The 15,219-nt window shown below is 34.6% G+C and carries 15 protein-coding genes; 5 read left to right on the plus strand and 10 right to left on the minus strand.

Features of this window, described 5'->3' with window-relative positions; translation table 11 throughout:
* Positions 1–56: 56 nt before the first annotated feature.
* The 3 genes from dnaE to ACN5J3_RS05320 form a co-directional block, all read right to left on the minus strand.
* Complete coding sequence (dnaE, locus tag ACN5J3_RS05310; protein ID WP_418511033.1) at positions 57–4,445, minus strand: DNA polymerase III subunit alpha; 4,389 nt, start codon at positions 4,443–4,445, stop codon at positions 57–59.
* A gap of 134 nt (positions 4,446–4,579) precedes the next feature.
* Complete coding sequence (locus ACN5J3_RS05315) at positions 4,580–5,029, minus strand: ferritin-like domain-containing protein (RefSeq protein WP_418508562.1); 450 nt, start codon at positions 5,027–5,029, stop codon at positions 4,580–4,582.
* A 186-nt stretch (positions 5,030–5,215) separates the two neighbouring features.
* Positions 5,216–6,226 (minus strand): DUF6252 family protein, encoded by a 1,011-nt coding sequence (locus ACN5J3_RS05320; protein ID WP_417290439.1) that lies wholly within the window; start codon positions 6,224–6,226, stop codon positions 5,216–5,218.
* A gap of 160 nt (positions 6,227–6,386) precedes the next feature.
* Here ACN5J3_RS05320 and ACN5J3_RS05325 point away from each other — a divergent pair, with 160 nt between their 5' ends.
* The 5 genes from ACN5J3_RS05325 to ACN5J3_RS05345 all read left to right on the plus strand — a co-directional run bounded on the left by ACN5J3_RS05325 (position 6,387) and on the right by ACN5J3_RS05345 (position 10,478).
* Complete coding sequence (locus tag ACN5J3_RS05325) at positions 6,387–6,902, plus strand: 30S ribosomal protein S16 (protein WP_417290440.1); 516 nt, start codon at positions 6,387–6,389, stop codon at positions 6,900–6,902.
* Positions 6,903–7,009: 107 nt separating this feature from the next.
* The gene (rimM, locus tag ACN5J3_RS05330; protein ID WP_418511034.1) at positions 7,010–7,543 is read left to right on the plus strand and encodes a ribosome maturation factor RimM; all 534 of its coding nucleotides are present in this window, start codon (positions 7,010–7,012) and stop codon (positions 7,541–7,543) included.
* A gap of 6 nt (positions 7,544–7,549) precedes the next feature.
* Positions 7,550–8,263, plus strand: coding sequence for a tRNA1(Val) (adenine(37)-N6)-methyltransferase (locus tag ACN5J3_RS05335; protein WP_418511035.1), 714 nt, complete (start codon positions 7,550–7,552; stop codon positions 8,261–8,263).
* Positions 8,264–8,326: 63 nt separating this feature from the next.
* Positions 8,327–9,505 carry an acyl-CoA dehydrogenase family protein gene (locus tag ACN5J3_RS05340; RefSeq protein WP_344726361.1) on the plus strand — a complete coding sequence of 393 codons (1,179 nt, stop codon included), beginning with the start codon at positions 8,327–8,329 and terminating at the stop codon, positions 9,503–9,505.
* A gap of 73 nt (positions 9,506–9,578) precedes the next feature.
* The gene (locus ACN5J3_RS05345; RefSeq protein ID WP_418511036.1) at positions 9,579–10,478 is read left to right on the plus strand and encodes a metallophosphoesterase; all 900 of its coding nucleotides are present in this window, start codon (positions 9,579–9,581) and stop codon (positions 10,476–10,478) included.
* Between the two features lie 7 nt (positions 10,479–10,485).
* Here the strand turns inward: ACN5J3_RS05345 and ACN5J3_RS05350 are convergent, their stop codons facing one another.
* From ACN5J3_RS05350 to trmB, 7 genes are all read right to left on the minus strand, one after another.
* The gene (locus ACN5J3_RS05350) at positions 10,486–10,821 is read right to left on the minus strand and encodes a ferredoxin (RefSeq protein WP_417290444.1); all 336 of its coding nucleotides are present in this window, start codon (positions 10,819–10,821) and stop codon (positions 10,486–10,488) included.
* A complete protein-coding gene (locus tag ACN5J3_RS05355) occupies positions 10,821–11,882 on the minus strand; it encodes an NAD(P)/FAD-dependent oxidoreductase (protein WP_418508568.1) in 1,062 nt (353 codons plus the stop codon). The genes ACN5J3_RS05350 and ACN5J3_RS05355 overlap by 1 nt, the downstream gene beginning before the upstream one ends.
* A gap of 67 nt (positions 11,883–11,949) precedes the next feature.
* Positions 11,950–12,192, minus strand: coding sequence for a NifU family protein (locus tag ACN5J3_RS05360; RefSeq protein ID WP_344726369.1), 243 nt, complete (start codon positions 12,190–12,192; stop codon positions 11,950–11,952).
* A 4-nt stretch (positions 12,193–12,196) separates the two neighbouring features.
* Positions 12,197–13,330: a P-loop NTPase gene (locus tag ACN5J3_RS05365; protein WP_418511037.1), complete on the minus strand. Its 1,134-nt coding sequence runs from the start codon at positions 13,328–13,330 to the stop codon at positions 12,197–12,199.
* Positions 13,331–13,443: 113 nt separating this feature from the next.
* Positions 13,444–13,773, minus strand: coding sequence for an MGMT family protein (locus ACN5J3_RS05370; protein WP_344726373.1), 330 nt, complete (start codon positions 13,771–13,773; stop codon positions 13,444–13,446).
* Complete coding sequence (locus ACN5J3_RS05375) at positions 13,773–14,402, minus strand: LysE family transporter (RefSeq protein ID WP_417290447.1); 630 nt, start codon at positions 14,400–14,402, stop codon at positions 13,773–13,775. Before ACN5J3_RS05375 ends, ACN5J3_RS05370 begins: the two co-directional genes overlap by 1 nt.
* Positions 14,399–15,079 carry a tRNA (guanosine(46)-N7)-methyltransferase TrmB gene (trmB, locus tag ACN5J3_RS05380; protein ID WP_417290448.1) on the minus strand — a complete coding sequence of 227 codons (681 nt, stop codon included), beginning with the start codon at positions 15,077–15,079 and terminating at the stop codon, positions 14,399–14,401. Before trmB ends, ACN5J3_RS05375 begins: the two co-directional genes overlap by 4 nt.
* Positions 15,080–15,219 lie beyond the last annotated feature (140 nt).

A 15,219-nucleotide genomic window follows, 5' to 3' on the forward strand; every position in this document is an offset into this window, starting at 1 on the left:
CGCTCTCTTTGAGGAGCTCAAAGATGCCGCTCAATCCTTTTGCGTAAATATAACTATCAATTCAACTTGTAATACAAATCGTGTTGTTCTAAATGATTAAGCAACTCTTGAGAAATCTTTACTTTTTGTTTTCGGCTATGCATATTTAGCTTTATCTTTTCTTCATTATCATAGACAACAAAATCCAACTGTTTTTCTCCAGCATGTTCTTGAATCAATTCTTTTAAAATAACTATTCGCTTTTCTTGCAAGTCATTTATATGAAGCTGAATAGACAGCTTTCTGGCATAAGTATCCATGACATCATGTAATAATTGAAAACTATTAAACTGTATTCTTGGTTCTCCTTTTATCCCTGTGTTTTTATTCACCCAACCTTCTCTTACAAAAAGTTTAATGTACACAAACGAATTCACAACAAAGAAATGCCTGAATTTCAAATACTCTTCACCAAAAATTCGAAACTCATAACTAGCATCATAATCCTCAACAGTAAATAATGCCCAACCTTTACCCTGTTTACTTACACGATGTTGCACATCTGTCACTACGCCTCCAAATGTTAACTCTCTATTTACATAGGTTTCTAAATCGTTTAGCAATGATAAGTTGGCATTACAAAACGTTTTCATTTCAACTTTAAAGTCGTCCAAAGGATGCCCTGAAATATAAATACCAACAACTTCTTTCTCTCTTGCCAATTTTTCCATGGTTCCCCATTCTTCACAAGGTGGCACTTGTGGTTCAGCTATTTGCACATCACTTGCTTCTCCAAACAAACTTACTTGTGCAGAGTTTTCATTTTCTTGATGCTTTGCACCATATTTTATGGCTTTTTCTAAAAAGGTTATTCCATCGCCATCATCATGAAAATATTGCGCACGATGCGTCGATTTAAAACAATCAAAACCACCAGCAAGCGCTAGGTTTTCAAAAGCTTTTTTATTAGCAGCACGCAAATCTATACGTTTAGCAAAATCAAAAATAGATTTATAATGACCATCTTCTTTTCTGTTTTCAACAATAGTCATTACAGCTCCATGACCAACCCCTTTTATGGCTCCCATACCAAAACGCACTGCGTTGTCTTGGTTTACTGAAAACTTATAATAACTTTCGTTAATATCTGGTCCAAGTACATTCAATTTCATTCGCTTACATTCTTCCATAAAAAAGGTAACCGATTTAATATCGTTCATGTTATTTGAAAGTACCGCAGCCATATATTCGGCAGGATAATGCGCTTTTAAATAAGCTGTTTGATAAGCAATCCACGCATAACATGTTGAGTGCGATTTATTGAAGGCATAACTTGCAAAGGCTTCCCAGTCTTTCCAAACTTTTTCAAGTACTTTGGCATCATGACCATTTGCACTAGCTTGTTCAATAAATTTCGGTTTCATTTTATCTAGTACCGCAATTTGCTTTTTACCCATGGCTTTACGAAGCATATCGGCTTCACCCTTGGTAAAATCTGCAAGTTTTTGCGACAACAACATTACCTGCTCTTGATAAACGGTAATACCATAGGTTTCTTTAAGGTATTCTTCCATAGCAGGTAAATCGTATTCAATCTCTTCATCACCATGCTTTCTACGAACGAAACTTGGGATATATTCCATTGGACCTGGACGATACAAAGCGTTCATCGCAATTAAATCTTCAAACACCGTTGGTTTTAAATCGCGAAGGTGTTTTTGCATTCCAGGAGATTCGTACTGAAAAACGCCAACCGTTTCACCACGTTGGAATAACGCATAGGTTTCTTCATCATCTAACGGAAAGCTTTCAGGATCTAGCTCAATACCATGTTTTGCTTTTACAATCTTGACTGTATCCTTAATTAGGGTTAAGGTTTTTAATCCCAAGAAATCCATTTTAAGAAGTCCTGCCGATTCTACAACCGAGTTATCAAACTGGGTAACATACAAATCGGAATCTTTTGCTACAGACACCGGAACGAATTTGGTAATATCATCTGGTGTAATAATCACACCACAAGCATGTATACCTGTATTTCTTACAGAACCTTCAAGCGCACGCGCAGTGTTTACGGTTTCTGCTTCCAAATCAGAGCCTTCAGAAATATTTAAAAGCTGATTAACTTTCTCTAATTCTTCCGATCTAAACTTACCTGCTAATGCTTTTTCATCTAAACCAAATATCTTATTTAGTTTAGACATGTTTGGGATTAATTTGGCAATTCTATCAGCATCAAATAGTGGCAAATCTAATACACGAGCTGTATCACGAATAGAAGATTTGGCAGCCATGGTTCCGTAGGTAATAATTTGCGCCACTTGATTAGCACCATATTTTTTAATTACGTAATCCATAACACGACTTCGGCCTTCGTCATCAAAATCAATATCAATATCAGGCATACTAATACGATCAGGATTTAAGAAACGCTCAAAAAGTAAGTCGTACTTCATAGGATCTATGTTGGTAATCCACAAACAGTAAGCGGCTACCGATCCAGCAGCCGAACCACGTCCTGGACCAACCGATACATCCATATTTCTAGCTTCGCGAATGAAATCTTCTACAATCAAGAAATATCCAGGATAACCTGTGTTTTCAATAACGCTTAACTCAAAGTCGAGACGCTCTGTAACTTCTTCAGATAGCGGGTCGCCATAACGCTTTTTAGCGCCTTCGTAAACCAGATGTCGTAAATAGGCATTTTCCCCACGTTTTCCACCATCAACTAAATCTTCTTCATGCTTAAATTCATCAGGAATATCAAACGCTGGTAACAGTACATCACGAGCTAACTGAAAAGCTTCAATTTTATCAAGAATATCTTGCGTATTAGAAATTGCATCAGGTAAATCCTTGAAGAGCGTCTTCATTTCATCAGAAGACTTAAAGTAATATTCTTGATTTGGTAAACCATAGCGATAACCACGTCCACGACCTATTGGTGTGGCTTGTTTTTCACCATCTTTTACACACAATAAAATATCATGCGCATTGGCATCTTCTTGATTTTGATAATAGGTATTGTTAGTTGCAACCAGCTTAACATCATGCTTTCTTGCTAACTTCACCAATGTATCATTTACACGATTTTCGTCTTCTTGATTATGACGCATAATCTCAACATACAAATCGTCTCCAAACTGTTCTTTCCACCAAATCAGGGCTTCTTCAGCTTGGTTTTCACCAATGTTCAACACCTTGCTTGGAACTTCCCCATACAAGTTTCCAGTTAAAACAATGATGTCTTCTTTGTATTGTTCAATAAGTTTTTTGTCAATACGAGGCACATAATAAAACCCATCTACAAAGGCATGCGAAGACAATTTTGCTAAATTATGATACCCATTTTTATTTTTTGCCAAAAGCACAATTTGGTAACCATTGTCTTTTCTGGACTTATCTGTATGATCTTCACAAACAAAAAACTCACAACCTACAATGGGTTTAATAAGTTTCTTATCAGTTGTTTCTCCTTTTTCTTCGGCAGCTTTTATAGCAGCCTCAATATTTTTATTTTGATTGTTTACCGCATTTATAAAATGAAAGGCACCCATCATATTCCCATGATCTGTTAGTGCAACCGCAGGCATATTGTGCGTTGCAGCAGCCGAAACTAAATCAGGAATACTCATTGTAGACTGCAATATTGAGAATTGCGAGTGATTATGAAGGTGTACAAAATCAACTTCTGCTAAATCGGAAATATTTTGTTTTATTTCCTCGGTTGAAATGGTACTTGTTTGCTGTTTTTGAAGACGCTCACGAATTTTAGCACTTTCACGCTTTAGGTTGATGTGCTTTAATCCGATAAGTTGAATTTCCTGCGGATTAGCTTCAGAAAATTTCTGAAAATAATCAGGCTGAACGTCTAATTGCTCAATCGTGTATTCTTCACGACGAATTAATTCAAAAAAGCAACGTGTTGTTGCTTCAACATCGGCTGTTGCATTATGCGCTTCAGCAAAAGGTTTATTGAATAGAAATTCGTGCAACTCGGTTAAGGTTGGTAACTTAAATTTTCCACCACGACCACCAGGAATTTGGCAAAGTTGCGCTGTATGCTCGGTACAGGTGTCAAGCACTGGTAATTCTTGCAATTTATTTGCAACATCGCCTCTATAAAATTCGGCTCCCATAATATTGACATCAAAGCCAACATTTTGACCAACTATAAACGTGGTTTTGTTTAATGCTTCATTAAATTTCTCAAGAACTTCAGATAAAGAGACACCTTGTTCCTCTGCTAATTCGGTAGAAATACCGTGAATTTTCTCGGCATCATAAGGAATATTAAATCCTTCAGGCTTTATTAAATAATCTTGATGCTCAATACAATTACCAAGCGCATCATGCAACTGCCAAGCAATTTGAATAGCTCTTGGCCAGTTATCGGTATCGCTAATAGGGGCATCCCAACGCTTTGGTAATCCGGTTGTTTCGGTATCAAAAATTAAGTACATAAAATGGTTTTATCTTGAAAAATAAGAAGGTTAAAATTAAGAATAATTATTAGTTTTTTGACCGAAAGTTATAAACAGTTGTAAACAAAAAACGCAACCTGATAGGTTGCGTTTATTTTTTTTAGTTTAATAATTTAGGATACGAGCTCTTCTTGAACTTTTTCTGTATTAATTGCCGATTGTATGGCATTTTTATGCTTAACTAAAATCGCATCAATACTTGGCGGAAGCGTTCTATCTTTCAAAACATCTTTATATTCATCTAGACTTGTTTTTTCTCCACGAATTGCTTCCTCTAGAATAGCTTCTTCGTCATTTGTTGTAAATGTAGATTTTAAATTCATCCAACCTCTATGAGCTGTACCTTTTAAACTACCTGATTCTTCTGGTACTTCGCCATATTGCAAAATTTCTGTTCGTAGTTCTTTAGCAAACTGACTACGCTCTGATGCTCTTCGTTTGAAAAACATTTTAAGGTTTGGATTTTCTACATTGTTCATAGCGTTAGTATAACCCTTTTCAGCGTCATAATTTTTCACTAATAAGTTGTTTAATTTGTTTGAAATTTCTTCTGAATACTTCATTTTCTTTGACATTTAAATTTCAATAAATTCTTTATAGATGCGTATTGTTTCACATCTGCTATTTTTAGTATACAAGAAATATGAAGTCATGTCAAGTTTTAGACTTATAATCTCTAAAACTTTAAGAATCCTTAACAAAAAACGCAGCCTTTTAAGCTGCGTTTGTTAATGTTTTTAAGATTTTTTCTATAGTGAATCTAAATAATCTGGAGTTCCGTTTGCGTTAGAATCTTCAGCATCATCTGGATTACCGTCACCATTTGGATCTGGGTTTTCACTTATAGTTAATATAGTATCATTATCATCATCATTATCTAAATAATTTGGAATACCGTCTGCATCAGTATCATCATTTAAAAAGTCTCCGTCAATGTCTAAATCTTCGTATTGCGTTAAAATACTATCTCCATCATCGTCAGTATCTAAATAGTCTGGAGTTCCATCTGCATCTGTATCGTCATTTGTTGGATCTCCGTCTCCATCAATGTCTTCATTTATTGATAAAATTCCATCATTATCATCATCACCACAATACAGACTATCAATAAGATCTTGAATCATTCCTGTAGAATCAACACACGCATTTTGTTGTTGTATTAACGCATTTACATAGGCTGTACATAATTCAGGGTAATCATTATGATAAGTTCCTACAGCTTCATAATTTGTTCTAGCAACCTCAACAGCAGCAACTGCATCATCACAAGCAAAAACTTCGGCTGCAGAGAATGGTAAAGGAATATCAAAAAATACGCCTTCACTCATGTTTACCGTATGTCTTCCTGAAGCAGAATATGCGTTAAACCTGAACTCTCCAGAAATAGTGTTTGATAAAACATTATATCTAGTTACCGTGATTAACCCATCAGCTGGATAAACATGATTATCACCATCTGGGACATTTTTAGTAGAGTATTCTATATCTTGAATATCAACAAAAACAGCTTCGCTTGGTTGACTTTCTCCTAACTCGTAGTTCCCTATGGCTGGCGAAGGGATTACCAGTTTTACAGTTTCGTAATTATCACCTCCTGAAATTTCAATATCACCATCATCATTTAGGTTTGCTTCATAGTAAACAGCTTTCCATAAATTTCCATCTTTCTTTCCTTGTAAAGCAGGCGTATTAAACTCTATTTCGTCACCACAACCAACTATAGTAAGCAAAGCAACAATAAAAACACATAGTTTTTTCATAGTATAATTTTGAATTATTTTTAGTGATTTAAAGGACTCAAAAATAGAATAAAAAAAATAAACATATTCATTTTATATAATTAATTGGAAATTAAAAAAATATAGTATCTTTGCACCCTCATTAATAACAGAGGTCGAGAACCTCACTAATTAATTATTTATGCCAGTAAAAATTAGATTACAAAGACACGGTAAAAAAGGAAAACCTTACTACTGGATTGTTGCAGCTGATGCACGATCAAAAAGAGATGGTAAATACCTAGAGAAATTAGGTGCTTACAACCCTAACACAAATCCTGCTACTATTGAATTAGATGTAGACGGAGCTGTAACATGGCTACAGAATGGTGCACAACCAACTGATACTGCCAGAGCTATTTTATCTTACAAAGGCGCTTTACTTAAAAATCACCTTGCTGGTGGTGTAAGAAAAGGAGCTTTAACTGAAGAGCAAGCTGAAGCTAAATTCAACGCTTGGTTAGAAGAAAAAACTGGTAAGATTGATGCTAAAAAAGACGGATTATCTAAAGCTGAAGCAGATGCTAAAGCTAAAGCTCTTGAAGCTGAAAAAGCTGTAAACGAAGCTAGAATTGCTGCAAACGCACCAGTTGTAGAAGAAACAGCTACTGAAGATGCTCCTGAAACTGAAGCTGAAGCTTCAAACGAAGAAGAGTAAAAAAATATTTTTTATACTTTTGAACCCAGACATTTTTGTCTGGGTTTTTTTTTATGAGTTAGATTAAAAAAACTACTCATAACCATGTTTACTTTCACTAAAAAATTATGCAAAAAAAAGACTGCTTCTATTTAGGTAAAATTGTAAAAAAATATAGTTTCAAAGGTGAACTCCTAATTAAGCTAGATACTGACGAGCCTGACTTATACGAAAACCTTGATGCTTTATTTATTGACTTACGAAACAATTTAGTTCCTTTCTTTTTAGAATGCTCTCAATTACATAAGTCTGATTTACTTCGTGTAAAATTTGAAGACGTAGATACTGAAGCAGATGCAGATACTCTTGTAAAAAGCGATATATATCTACCTTTAGAATTTTTACCAAAACTTGAAGGCAATAAATTTTACTTTCATGAAATTATAGGGTTTACCGTTACAGATATAAATTATGGTGTTGTTGGTACTATTAAAGCTATAAATGATTCTACTGCGCAAGCACTTTTTGAAATAGATCGTGATGGTGTAGAAATACTAATACCTATGAATGATGAGTTTATAAATAATGTAGATCGCGCCAATAAAACTATTATTGTTGAAACTCCCGAAGGCTTGATAGATTTATATCTAGATGAAAATTAACACACAATGAACAAGCCTTTTCATTTTAAACAATTCACAGTCCATCAAGACCGCTGCGCTATGAAAATTGGTACAGATGGCGTATTACTAGGCGCTTGGTCAAGCCTAGAACACCAACCTTTTTCTATACTAGACATTGGAGCAGGAACCGGCATTCTTTCTTTAATGCTAGCGCAACGCAGTCAAGCAGAAATAATAGATGCTATTGAGATTGACGATGAAGCTTATGAACAATGCGTTGACAATTTTGAACAATCACCATGGGGAGACAGATTGTTTTGTTATCATGCATCACTTGATGAATTTACTGAAGAAATTGAAGACACTTATGATTTGATAATCTCAAACCCTCCTTTTTATTCAGAAAACTATAAAACAGACAACCAACAAAGAGATTTAGCAAGGTTTCAAGACGCCATGCCGTTTGACCATTTGTTAAACAGCGCCTCAAAGTTACTTTCAGAAAACGGTGTTTTTTCGGTAGTCATCCCTCATCAAGAAGAAAAACATTTTATAGAACTCGCTTCAAAAGTTGCTTTATACCCAAACAACATACTGCATGTAAAAGGGACTCCAGATTCAGAAATTAAACGCAGTCTCATAGATTTTTCTTTCAAAAAAAGCACCATAAACACTTCAGAGTTAATTATAGAAACGTCTCGACATAATTATACTGAAGCTTATAAAAAACTTACCAAAGATTTCTACTTAAAAATGTAGTTTAAAATTGTACACTGAAAACGTTTTCGTTATTTTTGAGGAGCAATTAAAACTAAAAAACTGATGAAGCCAGATTTATTTGAAGCTCCAGACTATTACAATCTAGACGAATTACTTTCAGACGAACATAAACTAGTACGTGATGCTGCCCGAGAATGGGTAAAACGTGATGTATCACCAATTATTGAAGACTATGCTCAAAAAGCCGAATTTCCAGAACAAATCATTAATGGTTTAGCTGAAATTGGTGCTTTCGGACCTTATATTCCAGAAGAATATGGTGGCGCAGGATTAGATCAAATTTCTTACGGATTAATCATGCAAGAAATTGAGCGTGGAGATTCTGGTGTACGAAGCACTGCTTCTGTACAATCATCGTTAGTTATGTATCCTATTTGGAAATATGGTAACGAAGAACAACGACAAAAATATTTACCAAAGTTAGCTTCTGGTGAATGGATGGGCTGTTTTGGATTAACCGAGCCTGACCACGGATCAAATCCTGGTGGCATGGTTACTAATTTTAAAGATATGGGCGACCATTATCTTTTAAATGGTGCTAAAATGTGGATAAGTAATGCTCCATTTGCTCAAGTAGCTGTTGTTTGGGCTAAAAATGAAGAAGGACGAATTCACGGTCTTATTGTAGAGCGTGGCATGGAAGGTTTTTCTACTCCTGAAACACACAACAAATGGTCATTACGTGCTTCTGCAACAGGTGAACTTATCTTTGACAACGTGAAAGTACCTAAAGAGAATTTATTACCTAACAAATCAGGACTAGGCGCTCCACTTGGATGCTTAGACTCTGCACGTTATGGTATTGCTTGGGGAGCTATTGGTGCCGCTATGGATTGTTATGACACAGCTTTAAGATACAGCAAAGAGCGTACGCAATTTGGTAAACCTATAGGACAATTTCAATTACAGCAAAAGAAATTAGCAGAAATGATTACCGAAATCACCAAAGCGCAACTTTTAACATGGCGTTTAGGTGTATTACGTAACGAAGGTAAAGCTACATCTGCTCAAATTTCTATGGCAAAACGTAACAATGTCGATATGGCTATTAATATTGCTAGAGAAGCTAGACAAATGCTAGGTGGCATGGGAATTACCGGAGAATACAGCATTATGCGTCATTCTATGAATTTAGAAAGTGTAATTACTTATGAAGGAACTCATGACATTCACTTATTAATTACAGGGTTAGATATTACTGGTTTAAATGCCTTTAAATAATATACCTTGACAAATAAAAAACTTACAAAAGCGAATCTAATTTAGGTTCGCTTTTTTTATTTACATTTACTTTATGTTTTCATCTAAAAAACGACTTGACAAAGCATATAAAGAAGCCAAAGTTATAGACTTTGACAATGCTAGTAAGTTTATTTTTTTTAGTGACTGTCATCGAGGCGACAATAGTTTTGCCGATGATTTTGCTAACAATAGAAACATTTACTTTCACGCTTTAAAGCATTACTATGCTGAAGGCTTCAGCTATTGCGAGCTTGGTGATGGCGACGAACTTTGGGAAAACCTTTCTTTTACACCTATTCTTGAAGCACATAAAAACGTATACAATCTTATGAAGCTGTTTTATCAACAAGACAGACTACATATGATTTGGGGCAATCATGATATGGTTTACAGAAACCCTAATTATGTAAAAAGAAACCTTTTTACATACTTTGATGCAAAAACAGGAAAAGAAGAATCTTTATTTCCTAACATTCAATACCATGAAGGCATTGTATTAAAACATTGTGAAACCGAACAACAATTGTTTTTAACTCACGGACACCAAGCAGATTGGTGGAATTATACATTCTGGAAGTGGAGCCGCTTTTTAGTTAGAGTTCTTTGGAAACCACTAAATGTAATGGGCATTGCAGACCCTACAAGTCCAGCAAAAAACTACAAAGAACTTATTAAGGTTGAAAAACGAACTAAAAAATGGATTATTGATAACAACAATTTAATCACTATTACCGGTCATACGCATAGACCAAGATTTCCTGAACCTGGTGATATTGCTTTTTTTAATGATGGTAGTTGTGTACATCCAAGAAGCATCACAGGGCTTGAAATTGAAAACGGTGAAATATCCTTGATAAAATGGCAAGTTGCCACAAAAGAAGATGGCACACTTCAAATTGTACGTGTTCTGCTAGAAGGCCCTAAAAAGTTAATTGATTATAAAACGGAATAAAAAAACATTAACTTTCTGGAGCTAGTTCTATTTTAAGTCCGTTCATTTCTGGAGCAATTTGAATTTGACAACCTAAACGACTGTTGTCTTTCACATCAAAAGCTTCACTTAACATAGCTTCTTCATCATCTTGCATTTCTGGCAATTCATGATCTGAAAGCACATAGCATTGGCATGAAGCGCACATAGCCATACCGCCACAAATACCTATAGTTCCCTCTGGAGCTAATTCGTAACTACGAACAACCTCCATAAGATTCATTGCCATATCTGTAGGTGCATCTATTTCATGAGAAACACCATCGCGGTCTATAATGGTTATTTTAATATCTTGATCTTCCATTAATCTATAGCTTTTACAACGGCTTTTGGTGCTTCTTTACGCGTACCATCAAAACCATCTACACCAGCTACGGTTGTATATTTAAGAACGTAGCGTTTTCCTGGATTTATAATTTGATAGGCTGCTTGGCACATTAATGTTGCTTCATGAAAACCACAAAGTATTAGCTTTAATTTACCTGGATATGTATTACCATCTCCAATAGCAAATATGCCTGGAATATTTGTTTGATAGTCTAGAGCGTTATTTACCTTGATGGCATTTTTTTCAATTTCTAAACCCCAGTTAGCTATAGGACCTAATTTTGGTGATAAACCAAAAAGAGGTACAAAGTGATCACATTCTATTTCAAATTCTTTTTCAATATGCTGTGCTTGTTTTACAACAACCGCATTAACTTTTTTATCACCAACAATACCGATAACTTCGGCAGGCGTAATTAAGTTAATTTTTCCTTGATTTTTTAATTCTTGAACCTTTTCTACAGAATCTAAATGTCCTCTAAACTCATTGCGTCTGTGAATTAAAGTTACTTCAGAAGCAACATCACTTAAAAATATACTCCAGTCTAAAGCAGAATCGCCACCACCAGCGATAACTACTTTTTTATCTCTGTATAGTTCTGGTTCTTTAATCATATACTCAACACCTTTATCTTCAAAATCAGCAATGTTATGAATTACAGGTTTTCTAGGTTCAAAACTCCCTAAACCACTAGCTATAGCTACAACAGGCGCCTGGTGTTTAGTTCCCTTGTTAGTGGTTACTATAAAGCTACCATCTTCTTGTTTCTCTATAGTATCAGCACGCTCTCCTAACGTAAAACCTGGCTCAAACTGTTTACACTGCTCGAGTAATTTTTCGGTTAAATCACCAGCTAATATTTCTGGGTATGCAGGAATATCATAAATAGGTTTTTTAGGATAAAGTTCTGAACATTGCCCTCCTGGTTGTGGTAAGGCATCTATAAGGTGACATTTTAGTTTTAATAAGCCAGCTTCAAATACAGTAAATAATCCTGTAGGACCAGCACCTATAATAAGTATATCGGTTTTAATCATGAATAGATTTTTTCAGGAAACAAAAATAATGTTGAGTGTTTTTAGTAAATATGATTTATATCACTTTTTAAGCAACAACATTAATAACTTGCTCTATTTGCGGTACATATTTTTTGATAGTCATCTCAACTCCAGATTTTAGAGTCATTTGATTAACACTACAGTTTGTACAAGCACCTTCTAACTGCACTTTTACTAGTTTATCATCTTCTATAGATAATAATGAAATGTTACCGCCATCGCTTTGTAAAAAGGGGCGAATTTCTTCAAGTGCTTTTTCTACATTTATTCTTATTTGCTCACTAGTCATACGATTATTTTTTAACTGCTGAACAACCAGCCATTGTTGTTATTTTAATTGCTTCAGTTGGTGGTAAAGCATCATTACGTCTCACAACTTCCTGAACTACATTTTGAGTAATTTTCTCAAAAGATTTCTCTAGTGGTGTTGCTGTTTGTAAAGCTGCTGGACGACCAACATCTCCTGCTTCTCTAATGCTTTGTACTAAAGGAATTTCTCCTAAAAACGGAACTTCTAAATCTTCTGAAAGGTTTTTTGCGCCTTCTTTACCAAAGATATAATATTTATTTTCTGGCAATTCTTCTGGTGTAAAATATGCCATATTTTCTATAATACCTAAAACTGGTACATTGATACTTTCTTGTTGAAACATAGCAACACCTTTTTTAGCATCGGCAAGTGCGACATTTTGGGGCGTACTCACTACAACAGCCCCAGTAATTGGTAATGCTTGCATAATGCTTAAGTGAATATCTCCCGTTCCTGGAGGTAAGTCTAATAATAAAAAGTCTAATTCACCCCAATCAGCATCAAAAATCATTTGGTTTAAAGCTTTTGAAGCCATTGGTCCACGCCAAATAACTGCTTGGTCTGGTTTGGTAAAAAATCCTATTGATAAAATTTTAACACCATAACTTTCTATAGGCTTCATTTTAGATTTTCCGCCTACATTTACAGATAATGGACGTTCGTTTTCAACATCATACATTATAGGAATTGAAGGTCCATAAATATCAGCATCTAAAACACCAACTTTAAATCCCATTTTGGATAATGTTGCTGCTAAATTTGCTGTTACTGTAGATTTACCAACACCACCTTTACCAGATGCAACCGCAACTATATTTTGGATACCAGGTATAGGGTTTCCTTTAATTTCGTTTTTAGGTTTTGCTGGAGCTTCAACTTTTATATTGACTTTTATTTTTGCTTTTTCATACACTTTATCGTGTATGACTTTCATAATTTCTACTTCGGTTTTCTTTTTGGCTTGTAGACTTGGGTTATTTATAGTAATATCAACTATAACTTCGTCACCAAAAGTAACCACATTTGTTACCGCACCACTTTCTACCATATTTTGTCCTTCACCAGGCGCAGAAATGGTTTCAAGGGCTTTAAGTATATCTTGTTTAACTAACTTCACTTTCAATAATTTAGATTTATTCTAAAATGCAAATATAACTAATAAAGCTTGAAGAGTGAAGCCTCTTGAAGTAAGTTTTTTTATAGTAGTATTGTTTAGCTCTATGGCTTGAATTAAAGCTCTTTTGAAGGCTCCCAAAACACAGTATTAAAATCCTGAATTTGGTTATCTTTTACTTTAACACCTTCGCTTTCTAGTAACTGCTGCATAAGGTTTGTTCCTTCAAAATGATGTTTTCCTGTGAGCAAACCTTTTCTGTTTACAACACGATGAGCAGGCACATCTTTGCCTACAGATCCGTTCATGGCATAACCTACCATTCTAGCACTTTTTGCGGCTCCTAAATATTTTGCTATTGCCCCATAACTGGTTACACGACCGTAAGGAATTTGTTTAGCTACTTGATAAACCTTTTCAAAAAAATTAAGAGTCTCTGGTTTCATTACATTTCTTTAATGATATTGATTAATGTAATAAGCGCCACGATTCCTGTTATAGTTCCTATTAGGTAATTCATGTTTTTTTGAGAGGTCATCTTTTTTCCTTTTATCTTTTCAAAAAAGAAAATATAGATATAGAATATTGCAAAAGAACCCATTCCGGCACCAGTAACGTAAGCAGCAACACTTGTTTTATCAAAATGCAGCCAACCAAAAGACGCTAATGTAATAGCCATATAGGCTTGAAAAGGAATAGGAAACACATTAATACTAGACAGAAACATTCCTTGAAAAAAACGGCTTGTTTTACTTTTTGCATCAATATCTTCATCTGGTTTGTCTTTACTTTTTGCTATAAGTAAAAAGTAAATGGTTACTAGTACAAAAATGACAAATGCAACGCGTTGTAAAATATCAATAACGTCAGGATGCTTGTGTAAATACCTAGCAAAAACTGTTGCTATAAGTGTTTGACAGAATACAATAATACAGGCTCCTATTGAAAAAACAATACCTCTAACATGACCTTCTTTTAAGCTGATTTTTGCAGCAGTTATATTTAACAATCCTGGTGGAAGCACTGCAAAAAAAGCACATATAAACCCTAAAAAAAATACGATTGTTAAATTCAAAAGTCCTTGATTTTAAATCTAATATACGTAATTGGTTTGTTTTTTTCTAAATATTGACTTTCATAAAATGTTTGAATGCCTGTTACTTCTTCAGGGCTTCCTTCTTGTCTGTATACATCATGATTTGCATATAACACTTCGTGACCTTCGCCATGTAACAACCCTAAAGTGTATCCGTGCATAAACTCACTATCTGTTTTTAAATTTACTACACCATCTGGTTTTAATATGGTTTTGTAACGCTTTAAAAACGCAGTATTAGTCATTCTATGCTTGGTTCGTTTGTATTTTATTTGCGGATCTGGGAAGGTAATCCATATTTCATCAATCTCATTTTTTGCAAAAGCGTATTCTACTAACTCTATTTGAGTTCTTAAAAATGCTGCATTTGGTAAGTTTTCTTCTATCGCTGTTTTAGCGCCTCTCCAAAAACGCGCACCTTTTATATCAATTCCTATAAAGTTTTTATTAGGATATCTTTTTGCAAGCCCAACTGTATATTCTCCTTTACCACAGCCAAGCTCTAAAATTAATGGGTTATCGTTTTTAAAAAATGTTTTATTCCATTGTCCTTTCATCTTGTATTCGCCATCTACAAGATCTGGTCTTGACGGTTGAAATACGTTTGCAAAGGTTTCGTTTTCTCTAAATCTTCTTAATTTATTCTTACTTCCCACGGATTGATTTAATGTTTAATATAAGATTCGGTAAAATTACGGAAATATATGAGAGTTTATATATGCTTATCTTTGTTTTTAAATCTTATTGAAACCCTTATAATTGATATGTGCTTTAAATAAAAAACAGCACACATCAT

Source organism: Corallibacter sp. (assembly GCF_048381695.1).
Taxonomy (GTDB): domain Bacteria; phylum Bacteroidota; class Bacteroidia; order Flavobacteriales; family Flavobacteriaceae; genus Corallibacter; species Corallibacter vietnamensis.

Coding starts and splice junctions, on each gene's coding strand:
- dnaE (WP_418511033.1), bottom strand. CDS start 4,445: ATGTACTTAATTTTTGATACCGAAACAACCGGATTACCAAAGCGTTGG.
- ACN5J3_RS05315 (WP_418508562.1), bottom strand. CDS start 5,029: ATGAAGTATTCAGAAGAAATTTCAAACAAATTAAACAACTTATTAGTG.
- ACN5J3_RS05320 (WP_417290439.1), bottom strand. CDS start 6,226: ATGAAAAAACTATGTGTTTTTATTGTTGCTTTGCTTACTATAGTTGGT.
- ACN5J3_RS05325 (WP_417290440.1), top strand. CDS start 6,387: ATGCCAGTAAAAATTAGATTACAAAGACACGGTAAAAAAGGAAAACCT.
- rimM (WP_418511034.1), top strand. CDS start 7,010: ATGCAAAAAAAAGACTGCTTCTATTTAGGTAAAATTGTAAAAAAATAT.
- ACN5J3_RS05335 (WP_418511035.1), top strand. CDS start 7,550: ATGAACAAGCCTTTTCATTTTAAACAATTCACAGTCCATCAAGACCGC.
- ACN5J3_RS05340 (WP_344726361.1), top strand. CDS start 8,327: ATGAAGCCAGATTTATTTGAAGCTCCAGACTATTACAATCTAGACGAA.
- ACN5J3_RS05345 (WP_418511036.1), top strand. CDS start 9,579: ATGTTTTCATCTAAAAAACGACTTGACAAAGCATATAAAGAAGCCAAA.
- ACN5J3_RS05350 (WP_417290444.1), bottom strand. CDS start 10,821: ATGGAAGATCAAGATATTAAAATAACCATTATAGACCGCGATGGTGTT.
- ACN5J3_RS05355 (WP_418508568.1), bottom strand. CDS start 11,882: ATGATTAAAACCGATATACTTATTATAGGTGCTGGTCCTACAGGATTA.
- ACN5J3_RS05360 (WP_344726369.1), bottom strand. CDS start 12,192: ATGACTAGTGAGCAAATAAGAATAAATGTAGAAAAAGCACTTGAAGAA.
- ACN5J3_RS05370 (WP_344726373.1), bottom strand. CDS start 13,773: ATGAAACCAGAGACTCTTAATTTTTTTGAAAAGGTTTATCAAGTAGCT.